This window comes from Micromonospora narathiwatensis, assembly GCF_900089605.1.
GTDB lineage: Bacteria > Actinomycetota > Actinomycetes > Mycobacteriales > Micromonosporaceae > Micromonospora > Micromonospora narathiwatensis.
The window spans coordinates 3,779,328-3,798,926 of record NZ_LT594324.1; the positions used below are offsets into that span (position 1 = coordinate 3,779,328).

At 73.5% G+C, this 19,599-nt stretch carries 18 protein-coding genes; 13 read left to right on the forward strand and 5 right to left on the reverse strand.

Annotated elements, in window-relative coordinates:
• Positions 1-22 precede the first annotated feature (22 nt).
• Complete coding sequence (locus GA0070621_RS16035; protein WP_091196428.1) at positions 23-352, reverse strand: hypothetical protein; 330 nt, start codon at positions 350-352, stop codon at positions 23-25.
• A gap of 179 nt (positions 353-531) precedes the next feature.
• Here GA0070621_RS16035 and lpdA point away from each other — a divergent pair, with 179 nt between their 5' ends.
• Together lpdA and sucB are read left to right on the forward strand one after the other, a co-directional pair.
• Positions 532-1,923 carry a dihydrolipoyl dehydrogenase gene (lpdA, locus tag GA0070621_RS16040; protein ID WP_091196430.1) on the forward strand — a complete coding sequence of 464 codons (1,392 nt, stop codon included), beginning with the start codon at positions 532-534 and terminating at the stop codon, positions 1,921-1,923.
• A gap of 67 nt (positions 1,924-1,990) precedes the next feature.
• A complete protein-coding gene (gene sucB / locus GA0070621_RS16045) occupies positions 1,991-3,775 on the forward strand; it encodes a 2-oxoglutarate dehydrogenase, E2 component, dihydrolipoamide succinyltransferase (RefSeq protein WP_091196433.1) in 1,785 nt (594 codons plus the stop codon).
• Positions 3,776-3,871: 96 nt separating this feature from the next.
• Here the strand turns inward: sucB and GA0070621_RS16050 are convergent, their stop codons facing one another.
• Positions 3,872-4,816, reverse strand: coding sequence for an SDR family NAD(P)-dependent oxidoreductase (locus GA0070621_RS16050; protein WP_091196436.1), 945 nt, complete (start codon positions 4,814-4,816; stop codon positions 3,872-3,874).
• A gap of 146 nt (positions 4,817-4,962) precedes the next feature.
• On the opposite strand from GA0070621_RS16050, the gene GA0070621_RS16055 reads away from it, so the two are divergent.
• The 7 genes from GA0070621_RS16055 (at position 4,963) to GA0070621_RS16085 (ending at position 11,598) form a co-directional block, all read left to right on the forward strand.
• Positions 4,963-5,529 carry a TetR/AcrR family transcriptional regulator gene (locus GA0070621_RS16055; protein WP_091196439.1) on the forward strand — a complete coding sequence of 189 codons (567 nt, stop codon included), beginning with the start codon at positions 4,963-4,965 and terminating at the stop codon, positions 5,527-5,529.
• A 45-nt stretch (positions 5,530-5,574) separates the two neighbouring features.
• On the forward strand, positions 5,575-6,903 hold the full coding sequence (locus GA0070621_RS16060; RefSeq protein ID WP_091196443.1) for a low temperature requirement protein A: 1,329 nt from the start codon (positions 5,575-5,577) through the stop codon (positions 6,901-6,903).
• A gap of 66 nt (positions 6,904-6,969) precedes the next feature.
• On the forward strand, positions 6,970-7,524 hold the full coding sequence (locus GA0070621_RS16065) for a hemerythrin domain-containing protein (RefSeq protein WP_167666961.1): 555 nt from the start codon (positions 6,970-6,972) through the stop codon (positions 7,522-7,524).
• The gene (locus GA0070621_RS16070; protein WP_091196450.1) at positions 7,521-8,411 is read left to right on the forward strand and encodes an oxidoreductase; all 891 of its coding nucleotides are present in this window, start codon (positions 7,521-7,523) and stop codon (positions 8,409-8,411) included. Before GA0070621_RS16065 ends, GA0070621_RS16070 begins: the two co-directional genes overlap by 4 nt.
• Before the next feature lie 189 nt (positions 8,412-8,600).
• A complete protein-coding gene (locus GA0070621_RS16075) occupies positions 8,601-9,509 on the forward strand; it encodes an LLM class flavin-dependent oxidoreductase (RefSeq protein ID WP_091196454.1) in 909 nt (302 codons plus the stop codon).
• Positions 9,510-9,621: 112 nt separating this feature from the next.
• A complete protein-coding gene (locus tag GA0070621_RS16080; RefSeq protein WP_091196457.1) occupies positions 9,622-10,623 on the forward strand; it encodes an aldo/keto reductase in 1,002 nt (333 codons plus the stop codon).
• A 75-nt stretch (positions 10,624-10,698) separates the two neighbouring features.
• Complete coding sequence (locus GA0070621_RS16085) at positions 10,699-11,598, forward strand: TIGR01777 family oxidoreductase (protein WP_091202498.1); 900 nt, start codon at positions 10,699-10,701, stop codon at positions 11,596-11,598.
• A 25-nt stretch (positions 11,599-11,623) separates the two neighbouring features.
• Here GA0070621_RS16085 and GA0070621_RS16090 read toward each other — a convergent pair whose 3' ends face one another.
• On the reverse strand, positions 11,624-12,856 hold the full coding sequence (locus GA0070621_RS16090; protein WP_091196459.1) for an extracellular catalytic domain type 1 short-chain-length polyhydroxyalkanoate depolymerase: 1,233 nt from the start codon (positions 12,854-12,856) through the stop codon (positions 11,624-11,626).
• A gap of 220 nt (positions 12,857-13,076) precedes the next feature.
• Between GA0070621_RS16090 and GA0070621_RS16095 the strand changes: the two genes are divergently transcribed.
• From GA0070621_RS16095 to nadE, 4 genes are read left to right on the forward strand one after another with little or no spacing between them, the layout of a single operon-like run.
• Positions 13,077-14,894: a DUF2079 domain-containing protein gene (locus GA0070621_RS16095; protein WP_091196462.1), complete on the forward strand. Its 1,818-nt coding sequence runs from the start codon at positions 13,077-13,079 to the stop codon at positions 14,892-14,894.
• A gap of 52 nt (positions 14,895-14,946) precedes the next feature.
• The gene (gene lipB / locus GA0070621_RS16100) at positions 14,947-15,594 is read left to right on the forward strand and encodes a lipoyl(octanoyl) transferase LipB (protein ID WP_091196467.1); all 648 of its coding nucleotides are present in this window, start codon (positions 14,947-14,949) and stop codon (positions 15,592-15,594) included.
• A gap of 4 nt (positions 15,595-15,598) precedes the next feature.
• A complete protein-coding gene (locus GA0070621_RS16105) occupies positions 15,599-15,991 on the forward strand; it encodes a VOC family protein (RefSeq protein ID WP_091196469.1) in 393 nt (130 codons plus the stop codon).
• A gap of 15 nt (positions 15,992-16,006) precedes the next feature.
• Entirely contained in the window at positions 16,007-16,885 is an 879-nt protein-coding gene (gene nadE / locus GA0070621_RS16110; protein ID WP_091196471.1) for an ammonia-dependent NAD(+) synthetase, read from the forward strand.
• On the opposite strand, the gene GA0070621_RS16115 is transcribed toward nadE, so the two are convergent.
• On the reverse strand, positions 16,857-17,882 hold the full coding sequence (locus GA0070621_RS16115) for an FUSC family protein (protein ID WP_091196474.1): 1,026 nt from the start codon (positions 17,880-17,882) through the stop codon (positions 16,857-16,859). The genes nadE and GA0070621_RS16115 overlap by 29 nt on opposite strands.
• A 100-nt stretch (positions 17,883-17,982) precedes the next feature.
• On the reverse strand, positions 17,983-19,269 hold the full coding sequence (gene aspS, locus GA0070621_RS16120) for an aspartate--tRNA(Asn) ligase (protein WP_091202499.1): 1,287 nt from the start codon (positions 19,267-19,269) through the stop codon (positions 17,983-17,985).
• Positions 19,270-19,599: the final 330 nt, after the last annotated feature.

The following is a 19,599-nucleotide window of genomic DNA, read 5'->3' on the forward strand; positions in this document are numbered from 1 at the left end:
ACAGCAGCCTCCCCGAAGTTGCTCAGAAGAGTTCGGGGCGGCGCTTGCGGCGTTCGTTGTAGTCGCGCATCCGCTGCGGATAGCCCATCAGGCCCACGTCGTAGATGGGAATGGCGATCTGGTGCGCGAAGCGGCGGGCCGCCGCTGGACTGCCGACCCGCCGCCGGGTCCACTCCCCGTCGTGGGCGATCAGGATGACGGTGGTCTCGGTGACCGTGGTCCGGGGCTCCAGATACGCCTCGACCCCACGCCGGGTTCGGACAAAATTCTCAAGATGCTCCAGATCGGCGCGTTCGGCACCCCGGTCGCGGCCCACCGCGTCCGTGCGCTTGCGTCGTCGGAACAGCCCCACCGCACCCAACTCCTCCCCCGTACGTCATCGAAGACGGTGCCAAGCGTACGTGGCGACGACGTGTCGTTGGGCACCTCACTACGCGCTCCGTCCCCGGTGGTGACAAGATGACCGAGGTGGGGTGTGCCTGTTACTCCCCCGTAACCCCCGATGCAGTGACGCGACCTGGGAGTTGGAACGTGAGCGAGCCGAACGACGCAACCTTCGACATCGTGATCCTCGGAGGTGGTAGCGGCGGCTACGCGACCGCGCTGCGCGCTGCCCAGCTGAACCTCTCCGTCGCCCTGATCGAGAAGGGCAAGCTCGGGGGCACCTGCCTGCACAACGGCTGCATCCCGACCAAGGCCCTGCTGCACGCCGCCGAGATCGCCGACCAGACCCGCGAGTCGGAGCAGTTCGGCGTCAAGGCCGAGCTGGTCGGCATCGACATGGCGTCGGTCAACGCGTACAAGGACGGCGTGATCGCCCGGCTCTACAAGGGCCTCCAGGGTCTGGTGGGCGGCGCGAAGAACATCACCTTCGTGGCGGGCGCCGGCAAGCTGGTCGCGCCGAACACCGTCGAGGTCGACGGCAAGCGCTACACCGGCCGCAACGTCGTGCTGGCCTCCGGCTCGTACGCGAAGAGCCTGCCCGGCCTGGAGGTCGACGGCGAGCGGATCATCACCAGCGACCACGCCCTGGTCATGGACCGGGTCCCGGCGTCGGCGATCGTGCTCGGCGGCGGCGTGATCGGCGTCGAGTTCGCCAGCGTCTGGAAGTCCTTCGGGGTCGACGTGACCATCGTCGAGGCGCTGCCCCGCCTGGTCGCCGCCGAGGACGAGGAGTCGTCGAAGGCGCTGGAGCGGGCCTTCCGCAAGCGCAAGATCAACTTCAAGGTCGGCAAGCCGTTCGAGAAGGTCGAGAAGACCGCGAACGGCGTCAAGCTGACCATCCAGGGCGGCGAGACCGTCGAGGCCGAGCTGCTGCTGGTCGCCGTCGGTCGCGGCCCGAACACCGCCAACCTCGGGTACGAGCAGCAGGGCGTCAAGATGGACCGCGGCTACGTGCTGACCGACGAGCGGCTGCGCACCAGCGTCCCGAACGTCTACGCGGTCGGCGACATCGTGCCCGGCCTCCAGCTCGCCCACCGCGGCTTCCAGCAGGGCATCTTCGTCGCCGAGGAGATCGCCGGCCAGAACCCGGCCGTGATCGACGAGGCCGGCATCCCGCGGGTCACCTACTGCGACCCCGAGCTGGCGTCGGTCGGCATGACCGAGGCGAAGGCCAAGGAGCAGTACGGCGCTGACAAGATCAAGACCTACAACTACAACCTGGGTGGCAACGGCAAGAGCCAGATTCTCAAGACCGCCGGCCATGTGAAGCTCGTCCGGGTCGAGGACGGCCCGGTGGTCGGCGTGCACATGGTCGGCGCCCGGGTCGGCGAGCTGATCGGCGAGGCGCAGCTCATCTACAACTGGGAGGCGTACCCGGCCGAGGTGGCGCAGCTCGTGCACGCCCACCCGACGCAGAACGAGGCCCTGGGTGAGGCGCACCTGGCCCTCGCGGGCAAGCCGCTGCACGCGCACGCCTGACCACGACAACCGCGGCGTCCGGCGACGGGCGATGATCCCACCAGGGAAATGAAGGAGTCTGGAGAACATGCCGGTATCGGTCACCATGCCCCGGCTCGGCGAGAGCGTCACCGAGGGCACCGTCACGCGCTGGCTCAAGCAGGAGGGCGACACCGTCGAGGTCGACGAGCCGCTGCTTGAGGTGTCCACCGACAAGGTGGACACCGAGATCCCGTCGCCCGCGGCGGGCGTGCTGAGCCGGATCGTGGTCGGCGAGGACGAGACCGCCGAGGTCGGCAGCGAACTGGCGGTCATCGCCGGCGAGGGCGAGGCGGCCGGCGCGGCCGCTCCGCAGCAGGCGGCCCCGGCGGAGCAGGCCGCGGAGGCCGCCGCCGCGCCGCAGGCCGAGGCGGAGCAGCCGGCCGTGCAGGCTGCCCCGGCCCCGGCGCCGTCGGGCGCGGGCACCCCGGTCAAGATGCCGGCCCTGGGCGAGAGCGTCACCGAGGGTACGGTGACCCGCTGGCTCAAGCAGGTCGGCGACAGCGTCGAGGTGGACGAGCCGCTGCTGGAGGTCTCCACCGACAAGGTCGACACGGAGATCCCCTCGCCGGTCGCCGGCACGCTCCTGGAGATCAAGGTCGCCGAGGACGAGACCGCCGAGGTCGGCGCGGATCTGGCGATCGTCGGTGCGGCCGGTGCCGCCCCGGCTCCGGCTCCCGCTCCGGCTCCCACTCCGGCCGCAGCCCCCGCCCCGGCCCCCGCGCCGGCGCCGAAGGTCGAAGAGCCGACCCCGGGCGTGTCGTACAACGAGCCGGCGGCCGAGGCGGAGACCGCCGCCCAGCCGACGAAGGTCGAGCGGGCCGCGCAGCCGGCCGCGCCGGCCCCCACCCCGCAGCGCCCGACCGCACCGGTGCAGGGTGGCGGCGAAGAGGCCGCCGGCTACGTGACCCCGCTGGTCCGCAAGCTGGCCGCCGAGCACGGGGTGAGCCTGTCCACGGTCAACGGCACCGGCGTCGGCGGGCGGATCCGCAGGCAGGACGTGCTGGAGGCCGCCGAGAAGGCAAAGGCCGCCAAGGCCGCGCCGGCCGCCCAGCCGGCTCCCGCCGCGGCGGCCCCGGCCAAGCCGGCCGCGAAGCCGCAGCCGAGCGCGAAGCGGGGCACCACCGAGAAGCTGCCTCGGATCCGCGCGGCCATCGCCAAGCGGATGCAGGAGTCGCTGCACGAGATGGCGCAGCTCACCACGGTGATCGAGGTGGACGTCACCAGGGTCGCCAAGCTGCGGGCGCAGGCGAAGGACTCGTTCCAGCAGCGGCACGGCGTGAAGCTGTCCTTCCTGCCGTTCTTCGCCCTCGCCGCGGTCGAGGCCCTCCAGACGTACCCGATCGTCAACGCCCGGATGGACCTGGCCGGCGGGACGATCACCTACCCGGACGCGGAGCACCTCGGCATCGCCGTGGACACCGAGCGCGGGCTGTTGGTGCCGGTCATCCACAACGCCGGCGACCTCAACCTGGGCGGGATCGCCAAGCGCATCGCCGACCTGGCCGAGCGGACCCGGACCAACAAGATCAGCCCGGACGAGATCGCCGGGGCGACCTTCACGCTGACCAACACCGGCAGCCGGGGCGCCCTCTTCGACACCCCGATCGTGCCGTCGCCGCAGTCGGCGATGCTCGGCACGGGTGCCGTGGTGAAGCGTCCGGTCGTGGTCAACGACCCGGAGCTGGGCGAGGTCGTCGCGATCCGCTCGATGGTCTACCTGGCCCTGTCGTACGACCACCGGCTGATCGACGGCGCGGACGCGGCCCGCTTCCTCGTCGCGGTCAAGGAGCGGCTGGAGGCCGGCAACTTCGAGGCCGAGCTGGGGCTCTGACACCCTGACGCGAAAAGGGGCGCGCGGTTCACACCGCGCGCCCCTTTGTCGTGTCCGGCCCTGTCGTGGCCGGCCGTTGGCCGGGTCCGGCCCGGGTCAGCCGCGCAGGTGCGCCTCCGAGACCGCCCAGAGCCGCTCGGCGGCCTCGGGGTCGCGGGCGTACGCGGCGTAGCCGGTGCGGGTGCCCGGCTGGTTGGGCCCCGCCTCCTGGCAGTCCTCGAAGTACCGGCCGCCGACCCCGTCGAGCAGCGGCGAGGCGGCGACCAGCACCGAGGTGGCCGCGCCCTGCTCGGGGGTCTTCCAGGCGGCCGCGCCACCGCCGCTCTGCGCCCGCATCCGGTCCAGTTCCTCGTCGCTGACGTAGCGCTGGAGGTTGGTCCGGATCCCGCCCGGCATCAGCGCGTTGGTGAGGATGCCGTCGTCGGCCCAGCGCCGGGTGGCGTCCACCGCGAAGAGCACGTTGGCGGTCTTGGACTGGCCGTACGCCGGCCACGGTTCGTACGGCCGCTCGCGGAAGTGGATGTCCTCGAAGACCACCGGCGAACGCAGGTGCGCCGCCGAGCTGACCGAGACGATCCGGGCGCCCCCGGCGGCGGCGAGGGCCGGGCGCAGCCCGGTGGCCAGGGCGAAGTGCCCGAGGTGGTTGGTGGCGAACTGCATCTCCCAGCCCGGCCCGGTACGCAGCTCGGGCGAGGCCATGAGGCCGGCGTTGTTGACCAGGATGTGCAGCGGCCCGTCCCAGGTGCGCACGAACGCGGCCACCGCGCCCAGGTCGGCGAGGTCCAGCGGGGCGACCAGGACGCGGTCGTTGCCGGTGCTGCCGCTGATCTCGGCGGCGACCCGGTGGCCGGCGTCGAGGTCGCGGACGGCGAGCGTGACGTCCGCTCCGGCGGCGGCGAGGGCGCGGGCGGTCTCCACGCCGATCCCGGAGGCGCCGCCGGTGACGACGGCCCGCCGACCGGTCAGGTCGAGGTCGCGGACCACCTCCAGGGCGGTGGTCGCACGGGAGAAGGGGGTACGGACGGGTGCGCTGGTGGTCATGATCCATCCTTGTCGGCGTCGGCGCGGACCGGTCGTCCGGCCGGTACGATGAGAAGCGGAGGATCCTCCGTTACGGCCAGCCTAACCGGAGGAGCCTCCGGTTGCCAACCGACCGCGCCCACCGGCCGGTCACCCGAGGAGGAGACGTGCCCGACCGACCGCTGCGCGCCGACGCGCTGCGCAACCGGCAGCGGCTGCTGGACGCCGCGGTGCACGCGTTCTCCACCGCCGGCGCGGATGTGACACTCGACCGGATCGCCAAGGAGGCCGGGGTCGGCATCGGCACCCTCTACCGCCACTTCCCCACCCGGGAGGCGCTGATCGAGGCGGCGTACCGCAACGAGCTGGCCAAGCTCTGCGACGCGGTGCCGGAGCTGCTCGCGACGCTCCCGGCCGACCAGGCGTTCCGTGCCTGGATGGACCGCTTCGTCGACTACCTCTCCACCAAGCGCGGCATGGCCGACGCGCTGCGGCTGGCCATCGCCTCCGGCGCCAACCCGTACGCGCACAGCCGGGACCGGCTGCTGGCCGCGCTGGGCGACCTGCTGGCGGCCGGCGCCGCCGCCGGCGCCGTACGCTCCGACGTGGCACCCGCCGACGTGCTGGCCGGGCTGAGCGGCGTCTGTCTGGTCGCCGGCGAGCCGGACCAGCGGGAGCAGGCGGGCCGCCTGCTCGACCTGCTGATGGACGGCCTGCGCCACCGTCCGGGCTGACCGGAATCCGACCCGCCACCGACCGCCCGCTGAAAGACTCGTCCGGTGAGCGGCTTCGGGTGGCGGGGACGCCTCGGGCCGGCGGTGCCGATGGCCCCCGCGGCCCGGGTGGACCGGTTCGAGATCTTCTTCGACCTGGTCTTCGTCTTCTCGTTCTTCATCATCACCCGGGCCACCGCACGGGACTTCAGCGGCGGGGCGCTGCTGCACGCACTGCTGGTCCTCGCCGTGCTCTGGTGGTCGTGGGTGGTGCACAGCGTGGTCGCCGCCCGGATCCGGCTCGGCGAGGGCTTCGTGCCGGTGCTGATGACCGTCGGCATGGCGGCGCTGTTCACCTTCGCCCTGTCGCTGCCCCAGGCGTTCCAGGACGTGCGGGGTGCCGCCGGGCCGATCGTGGCGGCGATCAGCTACATCGTGGTCCGCCTGGTGCACGTACAGCTCTACCTGCACGCGGTGCGGGACAGCCCGAAGGAGCGCCGGCAGTTCAGGCGGTTCCTCCCGGAGATGGCGGGCAGCACCCTGCTGCTGCTCGCCGCCGCGCTGATCCCCCCGGCGATGCACGACTCCGACGCGGCGCCACTCGTCCGGGACGGGCTGTGGGCCCTGGTCGTGCTGCTCCAGTACACCACCGGCCAGCTCACCGGCACCTGGACCGGGGAACTCGCCTCGGCCGAACACTGGACCGAGCGGTACGACCTGATCCTGATCATCGCGCTGGGCGAGTCGGTCATCTCGGTCGGTGTCGGGAGCAACCTGATCGGGCAGCCGCCCAGCCCGGCGGCCGTGGCGGCGGCGGTGCTCGGCATCTTCTTCACCGCCGCGCTCTGGTGGGCGCACTACGACATGATCGGACCGTCCGCCCGGATCGCCCTGCACGCGGCGCAGGACGGCCCCCGGATCACCATGGCCCGCGACGCGTACGCGTACTGCTACCTGCCGATGATCGCCGGCATCATCCTCTTCGCGCTCGGCGCCGAGGACATCGTCGGCGGGATCACCAACCCGCAGGTCCCCAACTGGAAACCGGCGACCGGTCCCGCCGTGCCGCTGCTCTTCGGCGGGGTGATCCTCTACCTCTGCGGCAACATGCTGTTCCAACTGCGGACCCTGCGCACGCTGAGCTGGACCCGGGTGAGCGCGGTGGGGCTGCTCGCGGTCTGCATCCCGCTGGCCGAGCGGCTGCCGGCGCTGGGGGCCCTCGCGCTGCTGACCGCGATCTGCGTGGGCATGGTGGCCGCCGAGGTGGTGATCTTCGAGGAGGGCCGGACCGCGCTGCACAGGCTGATCCTTGCGGAGCGGGCCAGCCACGAGGCGCACGAGGCCGCCTACCGGGCCCGCTGGCACGAGCCGACCGACCCGGACGAGGGCGAGTGACGCGAGGCGGCGTACGGCGGCGGGATCCCGTAGGGTGCGGCGTAGCGTCGCGGTGCACCCGGCTCGATGGCCGCCGTGGGCATGGAGGCGCGGGACGGCAGGGGACATGTGCACCCATCCCAGTCACCGGCCGGGCGGCTGACCGCCCTCGGCACCCAGTTGATCGAGATCCACCACTGGCTCCGCGAGGAGCTGGCCCGGCTCCGCGCGAGCCTCGACTCCCCCGACGGCGCCGGCCCCGGCCTGTCCCGCGAGCTGCGGGCGCACTGCCTCGGCTTCTGCGCGGCGCTGGACCGGCACCACACCAGCGAGGACGGCGGCGCGTTCCGCGTCCTCGCCGAGCAGGTGCCCGAGCTGCGACCCGTGCTCGCCACCCTGAGCGAGGACCACCGGGCGGTCGCCGCGATCCTGACCCGGGTCGAGGAGCTGGTCACCGGTCAGGCCGCCGGCCCGACCGTCCGGGCCGAGTTGGACGGCCTCGCCGCGCTGCTGGAGTCGCACTTCAGTTACGAGGAGAGGAAGCTGGTCGCCGCGCTGGACGCGGTGTCCGGCGGCACGGCCGAGGAGTTGCTCGGCCTCGATGTCCCCGACGGGGACCCGACAGTCGAGGAGAGAACGTGACCACGGGGACGATCAACGCGGCGGCGGCGGGCACCTGGCGGCTCGGCGATCGCACGGTGAACCGGATCGGCTTCGGCGCGATGCGGCTGACCGGCAACGCCGACGGCGGCCCGAGCGACCGGGAGCGCGTCCTCGGCGTGCTGCGTCGGGCGGTCGAGCTGGGCGTCAACCACATCGACACCGCCGCGTTCTACTTCTCGACGCTGCGCTCCGCGAACGAGCTGATCAATCGGGCGCTGTCGCCGTACCCGGAGGATCTGGTCATCGTCACCAAGGTCGGGCCGGGCCGGGACCCGTCCGGCGAGTGGCTGCCGATGGCCCGGCCGGACCAGCTCCGCGGCCAGGTCGAGGAGAACCTGCGCCAGCTCGGCCGGGACCACCTCGACGTGGTCAACCTCCGGGTGTACGGCCCGGAGCCGCTGGCCGAGCACTTCGGCGCGCTCGCCGAGCTGCGCGACGCCGGGCTGATCCGGCACCTGGGCGTCTCCGCCGTGACCGCCGAGCAGGTCGCCGAGGCGCGCACCATCGCCCCGGTGGTCTGCGTGCAGAACTCGTACGGCCTCGGCTACCGGCAGCGCAACGACGCGCTGATCCGGGACTGCGCCGCGCACGGGACGGCCTTCGTGCCGTTCTTCTCGCTGGCCACCAGCGGACGGGAGGCCGGCGCGACCGCCGTCGAGCACGACGAGGTACGCGCGGTCGCCGGCGAGCACGGCGTGACCCCGGCCCAGGTGCGGCTGGCCTGGACGCTGCACCAGGGGCCGAACGTGCTGGCCATCCCCGGCACCGGCAATCCCGACCACCTCACCCAGAACATCGCCGCCGGCGCCCTGCGCCTCACCGACGCCGACCTGACCCGCCTCGACCCGGTGCACCAGGGCACCTGACGCGCCCCGCGCCCGCGCCCCGCGCCAAGATCCGCGCAACTTCGGGGATGTTGCTGCCTCCGGGCGCCGGCAGACAGCAGCATCCCCGAAGTTGCCTCCCGAACGAGGGTTGGCGCGGGGGATTCGCCCGTTGGCAGAATCGGCGGGCGCGGGGTGGCCGGGGCGAGGGCGGGCGCACATGCTGGGGCGATGCCGATCTTCTCCGTACAGGCCCGGCCCACCGACGCGGCGAGCTGGCTCGACCTGGCCCGCCGGGTCGAGGCCGCCGGCTTCGACGCGCTGACAGCCGCCGACCACCCGGGCCACGGCGCGTCGCCGTTCGTGGCCCTGGCCGCCGCGGCGGCGGTGACCTCGACGCTCGGCCTCGGCTCGTACGTCTCCAACGCCGGCGTCCGGGAGCCGATCCTGCTCGCCACCGACGTGGCCACCCTCGACGTGATCTCCGGTGGGCGGGCCCGGCTGGGCGTCGGCGCCGGCCACACCCCGGCCGAGTGGCGGGCCGTCGGCCGCGAGCGCCCCGACGTCGCCGGGCGGGTACGCCGTTGCATCGCCGTCGCCGAAGCGGTCCGCGACCTGCTGGCGGGCGAGGAGGTCACCGTGGACAGCCCGGATCTGGTCGCCCACGCCGCGCGCCTCACCGAGCTGCGGCCGGTCCAGGCCCACGTCCCGCTCACCATGGGTACGGCCAACTCGACCCTGCTGCGCTGGGCCGGCGCGCACGCCGACGTGGTCGGGTTGACCGGCTTCGGGCGTACCCGCGCCGACGGCCACACGCACGAGGTGCGGTGGCGGGCCGACCAGATCGAGGCGCAGCTCGCCCAGGTGGCCGCCGGGGCCGCCGGCCGCGCCGAGCCGCCCGCCCTGGAGGCGCTGGTCCAGCAGGTCACCGTGACCGACGACGCCGAGGCCGCCGCCGCTTGGTTCGCCGACCGCACCGGAATCACCGCCGCCGAGGTGCTCGCCACGCCGTTCGTGCTGATCGGCACGGTCGAGGAGATCGTCACGGCGGTCGCGGACCATCAGCGCCGCTGGGGGATCACCCGCTTCGTGGTACGCGCCGACGCCGTCGACGCGATCGCCCCGCTCCTGCGACCTTGACCGACTCCGGTTCGCCGATGTGGGGGTGTCCCGCCCGCCCGGACACCCCCACATCGGCGTACTGGTGTCGCCACTTGACTTCGAGAGCACTCGAAGTCGAACACTGAACGCCATGACGATGACACGGACCCTCGGCCGCAGCGGCATCGAGGTCAGCGCGATCGGCATGGGGTGCTGGGCGATCGGCGGCCCACTCTGGGGCGACGGCGGGCAGCCGTTCGGTTGGGGCGAGGTCGACGACGACGAGTCGATCCGCACCATCCACCAGGCGCTCGACCTGGGCGTCACCCTCTTCGACACGGCCAGCAACTACGGCGCCGGCCACAGCGAGCGGATCCTCGGCCGTGCCCTCGCCGGCCGTCGCGACGGCGCGGTGATCGCCACCAAGTTCGGCAACCGCTCCGACGAGGCCAGCCGGCGATGGATCGGCACCGACGCCAGCCCGGCGTACGCGGTGACCAGCTTGGACGAGTCGCTGCGCCGGCTCGGTACCGACCACGTCGACCTCTACCAGTTGCACATCAACGACCTGCCGGCGTCCGCCGCGCTCGATCTCGTGGACACCCTGGAGGGCCTGGTCACCCAGGGCAAGATCCGGGCGTACGGCTGGAGCACCGACAACCCGTCGTCGGCCCGGGCCCTCGCGGAGGCGGGACCGCACTGCGCCGCCGTGCAGCACGACGAGTCGGTGCTCAACGACAACCCCGACGTGCTGGCGGTCTGTGACGCGCTCGACCTGGCCAGCCTCAACCGGGGCCCGCTCGCGATGGGCCTGCTCACCGGGTCGACCCGGGCCGTCGGCAAGGACGACGTACGCGGGGTGGCCCCGGAGTGGCTGGTGTGGTTCACCGACGGCCGTCCGACCCCGGAGTGGTCCGCACGGGTCACCGAGATCCGGGCGGCGCTGACCGCCGACGGGCGTACCCTCGCCCAGGGCGCGCTGGGCTGGCTGCTGGCCCGCAGCCCCCGGACGGTGCCCATCCCCGGCTGCCGGACGGTGGCACAGGCGGCGGAGAACTTCGCGACGCTCTCGCTGGGCCCGCTGCCCGCCGAGGCGTTCGCCGAGGTGGAACGACTCCTGGCCGACCTGCGCCCGGCCGGCGTGGCGCGCTGACCCGGTCACCGTGCCGGCGAGTGACTCATACCGCTCAACGCCTCCGGCGCCACGTCCGTATCCGAAGATATGAGCATGCGGATCCTCATGGCCGGCGTGTCCGGCTTCCTCGGCACCCGGCTGGTCGACCGGCTCACCGCGGACGGGCACCAGGTCACCCGCCTGGTCCGCCGCGCGCCGCGTACCCCCGACGAGCGGCAGTGGAACCCGTCGGCCGCGCAGCTCGACCCGGCGGTGGTCGCCGACGCCGACGCGGTGGTCAACCTGGCCGGCGCCGGGGTCGGCGACAAGCGCTGGAACGACGAGTACCGGCGGGTGATCCGGTCCAGCCGGGTGGACACCAGCACCACCCTGGCGATCACCATCGCCGGCATGTCCGCCGCCGACCGGCCCACGGTGCTGCTCAACGCCTCGGCGGTCGGCTGGTACGGCAACACCGGCGACCGGGTGGTGGAGGAGGACTCCCCGGCGGGCGAGGGCTTCCTGGCCGACGTCTGCCGCGTCTGGGAGGCCGCGACGCGTCCGGCCGAGGACGCCGACGTACGGGTGGTGCGGCTGCGTACCGGGCTGCCGCTGCACCGCGACGGCGGCCTCCTCAAGCCGCAACTGCTGCCGTTCCGGCTGGGCATCGCCGGGCGGCTGGGCAGCGGCCGGCAGTGGCTGCCCTGGATCTCGATGCGCGACTGGCTGGACGCGGTGGCGCTGCTGCTGGCCCGCGACGACCTCGCCGGCCCGGTCAACGTGGTGGGTCCGAACCCGGTCACCAACGCCGAGTTCACCAGGGAGCTGGCCCGTGAGCTGCACCGGCCGGCGATCATCCCGATCCCCGCGGTGGCCCTGAAGATCGCCCTCGGCGGTTTCGCCCACGAGGCGCTGACCAGCACCCGGGTCCTCCCCGGCGTGCTCACGAAGGCGGGCTTCACCTGGACCCACCCCCACCTTCCCACGGCCCTGCACGCCGCCCTCACCGAGTGACCCGGCGAGGGCGGCGGCGGGGCGGTCAGCAGCCGATGACCCAGTAGTTGGGGGCGGTCTGCCTGAGGGCGGTGGTGTAGTAGGTGTTGTAGAGGCCCATTTTCTCGTTGCTGCCCAGCGCGTAGGCGTAGCCGAGGGACTGGTAGGCCCGGCCGGCGGCCACGTGCGCGTAGTTGCTGGCGGTGACGCAGACCGGCGGGGTCGTCGGGGACGGCGACGGGGAGCCGGTCGGGCTCGGCGAGACGGTCGGGGACGCCGTCGGGGTCGGGCTGGGCGTGGAGCCGCCGTCGAGGCCGAAGAAGAGCGCGTCCCGGTACGTCGAGCAGATGGTGTCCAGGAAGTACGCCGCCGCGGTCCCGCACTGGTCGACGGCCGAGCCCGGGTCGACCGGCGTGCCGTGGCCCATCCCGGAGACCCGGTAGACCCGGACCGCGTCGTTGCCGTACGTCTCCAGGCTGGTGCCGGCGGGCAGCGAGGCGGTGCTGGTCGGGGTCTGCGAGACACCGAGCACGTTGGTCCACTGGTCCCGGGACTCGGTGGCGCTGGCCACCGCCACGGTGTAGTCGCTGGTCCCGTGCCAGATCGCGACCCTCGGCCGGGGGCCGGGGTAGCCGGAGTAGGCGGCCCGGACCAGGTCGCCCCACTGCGCCGGGGTCTTGTCGACGCCCGGGTTCATGCAGCTGTACGCGGTGGTGCTGCTGGTGGCGCAGCGGTAGGGGATACCGGCGATGACCGAGCCGGCGGCGAAGACGTCGGGATAGGTGGCGAGCATGACCGCGCTCATGGCACCGCCGGCCGACAGGCCGCTGACGTACACCCGGCCGGCGTCGGTGCCGTAGTTCGTCTTGGCGTAGTCGACCATCTGCTTGATCGACAGGGCCTCGCCCTGGCCGCGCGCGGTGTCCCCGGTCTCGAACCAGTTGAAGCAGGTGCTGGAGTTGTTGGCCGAGGACTGCTGGGGCACGATCAGCGCGAACTTCCACAGGTCGGCGTACTTCTGCCAGCCGGAGTTGGCGAAGTAGCCGGAGGCGTTCTGGGTGCAGCCGTGCAGCAGCACCACGGCCGGCGCGTTGGCCGGCAGGTTGTCCGGCCGGTACGCGTACATGGCGAGGCTGCCCGGGTTGGAGCCGAAGCCGGTGACCTGGGTGAGCGTGGCGGCCTGGGCGGGCAGGGCGACGGTGAGCACCGTGGCCGCGGCCAGTACGACCCCGGCCGCCGCCCCGGCGAGACGGGTGAGGATGGATGAGGATCGGCGCACGGCGACCTCCTGAGGACGAATTGTGAACTGGGTCACCCGGATTTGCCGCGACGTTACGGCCGTGTTTCGTCGCCCGACATGGCCGCCGCTCACACATTCACGAACGCCGAAGTGTGTCCCCGACCGGACGGGGCCGGCGGGGCCGCGCTCCCCCACCCACAGGTCGGCAAGGTTTCGGGTCTGACCGGCGTGTCCCGGTCCGGTTGGTAACGTCCGCTGCGTGCCGACCTCCCCGTCCCTGGCCACCGGCCCGTCGCCCGCGCCCGTTCCCCGGAACCGGCGCGCCGACCTGGTCGTGGTGCTCGCCGCGGCGGCCCTGGCGATCTGGGTCACCAGCGGGATGTGGTGGGACCCGAACACCCGGGCGATCACCGTCAACTCCAGCGACCAGGCGCTCTTCGAATGGCTGCTGGCCTTCGGCGGGAACGCGGTCACCCACGGGGAGAACCCGTTCTTCACCCACCTGCTCAACGTCCCCGACGGGGTGAACCTCGCGGTCAACACCTCGATCACCGTGTACGCGGTGGTCTTCGCGCCGCTGACGTACCTGGTCGGGCCGCCCGCGACATTCCTGGTGATCCTCACCCTCAACCTGGTCGCCACCGCGGTGGCCTGGTACTGGCTGCTGAGCCGGCACCTGGTGGGCAGCCGGCTGGCCGCCGGGGTGGGGGCGCTGTTCATCGGCTTCTGCCCGGCGATGGTCTCGCACGCCAACGCCCACCTGAACTGGACCGCCGGCTGGCTGGTGCCGCTGCTGATCTGGGGCGTGTTCCGGCTGCGCCGCCCCGGCCGGGCGGTACGCGGCGGGATCGTGCTCGGCCTGCTGGTGGCGCTCGCCTTCTCGATCGCCGCCGAGGGGCTCTTCTTCACCGCCCTGGGGGTCGCCCTCTTCCTGGTGGTGTGGGCGCTGCACCCGAGCCGCCGGGCCGAGGTCCGCGCCGCGCTGCCCAGCCTCGCCGGCGGGCTGGGCGTGACCGCGCTGGTGGCCGGGGTGCTGCTGGCGTACCCGCTGTGGCTGCACTTCGCCGGGCCGCAGCGCTTCCACGGCACCGGCTTCGACCCGCTCATCCACTCCGAGGACATCGCCGCGTACGGGTCGTACCCGCGCCGTTCCCTCGCCGGCTGGGCCGGGCTGGGCACCTCGCTGGCCCCCAACCCGACCGAGGAGAACTCGTTCTTCGGCATCCCGCTGCTGCTGCTCGCCGTGGCCTGCTTCGGGCTGCTCTGGTGGCGCGCCGAGCGGGCGTTCCGGGCCACCCTCACCGCGCTCGGCGTGACCGCGCTGGCCTTCGCGGTGCTCTCCTGGGGGCCACGGGCCAGGTGGAACGGCCGGCGGACCCACCAGATCCTCCCGTTCGGGGTGCTGGACAACCTGCCGGTGATCAACGCGGCGCTGCCCTCCCGGCTGGCCCTGGTGGTCGCCCCGGTGATCGGGCTGCTGCTGGCGTACACCGTCGACCGGCTCCGCGCCCGGCCGCCCCGGCACCGGGCCACCACGGCGGCCTGGGCGCTCGGCTTCGCCGTCGCGCTGGTGCCGCTGCTGCCGACCCCGCTGCTGACCAGCGTCCGGGAACCGATCCCACAGTTCATCACCAGCGGCCACTGGCAGCAGTACGTCTCTCCCCGCGGGGTGCTCACCCCGCTGCCGCTGACCGTCGACGTCACCCCGGACGGCCAGCGCTGGCAGGCGTACGCCCTGGCCCACGGGCAGGGCGAGTTCCGTATCCCGGCCGGGTTCTTCCTCGGCCCCGGCGGACCCGGCGGCCGGGGTCGGATCGGGCCGGTGCCGCGGACCTTCGACTCGCTGATGGACCAGGCCGGGCGGACCGGGCTGGTGCCGATCATCACCGAGGGCAGCATCAAGGAGTCCCTGGCGGACCTGCACCACTGGCGGGTCGAGACCGTGATCCTGGCCGACCGGGTGCACGGCGCCAAGTACGACATCCACGAGGAGGCCGTGCACCGCACCGCCACCGCCCTGCTCGGTCAGCCGCAGCGGGTGGACGACGTCTGGCTCTGGAAGGTCCCGCCCCCCTGACGCGACGAGGCTCACGGCGCGCACCGGGAGGTCCCGGGACTAGGCTGGGCGGGTGAGCGTGACGACTTCCGGGCTGACCGCCATCCGTGCCGGTGTGCTCGACTACCAGGCCGCGTGGGACGAGCAGCGCCGGCTGCACGAGGCCGTGGTGTCCGGCGAGCAGGGCGACAGCGTGCTGCTGCTGGAGCACCCCAGCGTCTACACCGCCGGCAAGCGGACCGAGCCGTGGGACCGCCCGATGGACGGCACCCCGGTGATCGACGTGGACCGCGGCGGCAAGATCACCTGGCACGGGCCGGGGCAACTCGTCGGCTACCCGATCGTCAAGCTGCCCGACCCGGTGGACGTGGTCGCGTACGTCCGGCGCACCGAGCAGCTGCTGATCGACGTCTGCGCCGAGTTCGGGCTGACCGCCGGCCGGGTCGAGGGGCGCAGCGGGGTCTGGGTGCCGGAGGACGACCGTGGCCCGGCCCGCAAGGTCGCCGCGATCGGCATCCGGGTGGCCCGGGGCGTCACCCTGCACGGCTTCTCGATCAACTGCGACTGTGACCTGACGTACTACGACCGGATCGTGCCGTGCGGCATCCGGGACGCCGGCACCACCTCGCTCACCGCCGAGCTGGGCCGCCCGGTCACCGTCGCCGACGTGCTCCCGGTGGTCGAGCGGCACCTGCCGACCCTGGTCCGGGTCGAGGGCTGACCGGGTGCGGATCGACCTCGTCACCCTCGTCGTCGCCGAGTACGACCCGGCGATCGCGTTCTTCACCGAGGTGCTCGGCTTCGAGCTGGTGGAGGACAAGCCGTCCCTGACCAACGACGGCCGACCGAAGCGCTGGGTGGTGGTCCGCCCGCCCGGCGGCGGGACCGGTCTGCTGCTGGCCCGCGCCGACGGGGAGCGGCAGGAGGGCGCGGTCGGTGACCAGACCGCCGGCCGGGTCGGCTTCTTCCTCCAGGTCGACGACTTCGACGCCACCTACCGGCGGATGGTCGAGGCGAAGGTCGAGTTCGTGAGGCCGCCGCGCACCGAGTCGTACGGCCGGGTCGCCGTCTTCCGCGACCTCGCCGGCAACCCCTGGGATCTGCTCGGTCCCGCCTGACCCGGAAGGGACCCGATGACCGACCCGATGTCGACCCAGCGGCGGATCACCGCCGACCTCCAGGTGGCGGAGACCTTCGACGCCGCCGAGGAGATCGAACGCCGGGTCGTCTTCCTCGCCGACCGCCTGGTCGACACGGGGCTGACCGCGCTGGTCCTCGGCATCAGCGGCGGGGTCGACTCCACCACCGCCGGGCGGCTCTGCCAGCTCGCCGTCGAACGGGCCCGCGCGGCCGGCCACCCGGCGGTCTTCCTGGCGATGCGCCTGCCGTACGGGGTGCAGGCCGACGAGCACCACGCCCAGGCGGCGCTGGCGTTCATCCGGCCCGACCGGGTGCTCACGGTCGACGTGCAGCCGGCCAGCGACGCCGCCCTCGACGCGCTGGTGGCGGCCGGGCTGACCTTCACCGACGCCGCCCAGCAGGACTTCCTGCACGGCAACGTCAAGGCCCGGCAGCGCATGATCGCCCAGTACGCCGTGGCCGGGGCGATCGGCGGTCTGGTGGTCGGCACCGACCACGCCGCCGAGGCGATCACCGGCTTCTTCACCAAGCACGGCGACGGGGCGGCGGACGTGGTACCGCTGACCGGGCTGACCAAGCGCCGGGTCCGCGCGCTCGCCCGGGTGCTCGGTGCCCCGGCCGAACTGGTCGACAAGGCGCCCACCGCCGACCTGGAGAGCCTGGCCCCGGGCAAGCTCGACGAGGACGCGCTCGGCCTGACGTACGAGCAGATCGACGACTACCTGGAGGGCCGGCCGGTCCCGGCGGCGGTGGCGGCGGCGCTGGTGGCCCGCTACCGGGGCACCGACCACAAGCGCCGCCTCCCCATCGCGCCCCCGGTGAGCGCAGACGCGGACGACCCGGTCACCGCCGCGGCTCTCGCCCAGCGCTGAGCCGCGCCCGCAACCACGCTCCGCCGAGCACGATCAGGCCGCCGATGCCGGCGCCGATCACCGTCTCCACCCCCCGGTCGAAGAGCAGTTGGCCGGTCGGCCGGGGTGCCGCGAGCTGCCCCATCAGCAGCGCCATCGGGGTGATGAACAACAGCGCCAGGCCGTAGTTGCGGCCGACCAGCAGCTCGGTGACGATCTGCAGCCCCGCCACGACCAGCACGGTGGCGTACGGCGACAGGTGCGGCGTCAGCAGCAGCGCGCTGGTCATCAGCCCGAGCAGCGTGCCGAGGATCCGGTGCGCGGCGCGGACGAGCTGGGCGGTCACCCCCTGGACGGTCAGCGGGGCGACCGCCGCCACCATCGCCCAGTACGGGTGGCCGATCCCGACGGCGGTCGCCGTGCCACCGGCCAGCACCACGGCGAGGGCGTAGCGGACCGGCTCCCAGGTCCACCCGTGCGCCAGCCGGGCCGGCCGGCTCCGCTGCCGCCGGACGAGGCCGCCCACGTTCCCGACCAGCAGCGCGAACAGGCTGCTCAGCCCGGCCACGGCCGCGGCGACCGGCACGTCCGAGGCGCGGTGCGGGGCCGAGGCGACCGCGCCGACCGCGAAGACGAGGAACAGCGGTCCCGGCGGGTGCCAGTCCTGCGCGGCGGCGAGCACCGAGCCCAGCGCCGTGACGGCCGCGGTGACCGGCACCGCGGCCCACGCCCGGGCCTCCAGCGAGCCGACCAGCACCCCGAGGACGATCGACACCGTCAGCGCCGCTCCGGCGCTCGCCTGCATCGCCGCCCGGGACAGGTGCACGTGGTTGCGCCCGTAGAGCGAGGTGAACGCACCGAAGACCGCGTACACCGACCAGCCGGGGTGGCCCAGCGCGAGCACCGCGAGCAGCGGGACCAGCACGCTGATCCCGGCCCGCAGCGCGACCCGGTGGGCGCCCCGGGTCGGGCGGACGTGCAGCACGCCCCGCAGCGTCGCCCACACCTGTTCGCGCATCCCGCTCCCAGCCCCGTCGGGGCACCCCTCGTCGCCGTCGGCGCGGGATACCCCGATGTCCGGGCGTGATCACGCCCGATGTCCGGGCGTGATCACGCGGTCAGGGGGTGAGCCGGTGCAGGTCGCGCGGGAAGGCGGTCACCTCCCGGACGTTGGTCGCGCCGGTGAGCCGGGCCACGAAGCGTTCCAGCCCGATCGCGAACCCGCCGTGCGGCGGCATGCCGTGCCGGAACGCGTCGACGTAGCCGGCGTACGGCTCGACCGGCTCGCCCCGGGCGGCGAGGGCGGCCAGGTAGTCCTCGTACCGGTGCAGCCGCTGCCCGCCGGTGACCAGCTCCATGCCGCGGAACAGCAGGTCGAAACCGTTGGAGTACGCCGGCCGGGCCGGGTCCGGGTGGGTGTAGAAGGGCCGCTTCGCCATCGGGTACCCGGTGACGAAGAGGAAGTCCGAACCGTGCTCGGCACGGGCCCACTCGCCCAGCGCCCGTTCGTGCGCCGGGGCGAGGTCCGGCTCGTCGGCGGGTGCCCCGGCGATCGCCAGCGCCTCGGTGAAGTGCACGGCGGGGATCTCGGCCGGCACCTCGGGCGGGGTCACCCCGAGCGTGGCGAGCGCGCCGCCGGCCCGGTCGGCGACCGCCCCGAGCATCCCGGCGAGGGTGTCCCGGAGCACGGCCATCACGTCCCGGTGGTCGGCGACGAAGCCCAGCTCGACGTCGAGCGAGGTGTACTGGGCCAGGTGCCGGACGGTGTCGTGCGGTTCGGCCCGGAACACCGGCCCCACCTCGTACACCCGCTCGAAGACGCCGACCATGAGCTGCTTGTAGAACTGCGGCGACTGGGCCAGGTACGCGGGCCGGCCGAACCAGTCCAGCGCGAACACGTTCGCCCCGCTCTCCGTGGACGAGGCGACCACCTTCGGCGTGTGGATCTCCACGAAGCCGCCGGCGTCCAGGGCGGCCCGGAAGCCGGCCACCGCCGCCGCCGAGATCCGTAGCGCAGCCGAACGGGTCGGATGGCGCAGCGCGGCCGGGGCGTGGTCGAGCTGGGTGGGCAGGGTGGCGGTGAGCGCCGGCCGGTACAGGTCGAACGGCGGCGGCACGGCGGGCGGCCCGAGCGGCCGTACGGTCGGCTCGGTGAGCTCGACCCCGGCGGGGGCGGTGTCGTTCGCGACCACCGTGGCCGTGACCTCGACCACGGTCTCCTCGGTGAGCTTCTCCACGGCCGCGCGTACGGCCGGGTCGGTGACCACCACCTGGGCCAGGCCGGCGGCGTCCCGGACGATCAGGAACGCCACCGACTTGAGCAGCCGGCGGCGGTGCACCCAGCCGGCGATCCGGACGGTGTCGCCGACGTAACCGTGGAGCTGGGAGGACAGGATGCGTGGCATGGTGGGCTGCTCCTTGATCAATCGCAACGCCTTCGCCGCCCTGGGGCGGCGAAGCATCGCCTCAGCCCCGGGAGGTGTGGGCGAGCGGGATCCTCGCGGTGCCACCACACCTTCGCCCCCACCGGAGCGGGAGCCTCATTCGTCGCCCGGTGACGGGGGCCGGCCGGCGGGCTCTACTGGGCGCAGGACGCCGTTCTTCCCGCAGCTCGGGAGGGTCTTCGCGGGCCGGCGCCAGACCGCCTCTCAGCAACCGGCGGCTCTCTGGCTGGCGGGTCGGCGCGCTACTCGGCTCCGTCGCAGCTTTGTCGGGCAGGGTAACACCCCGTTCCG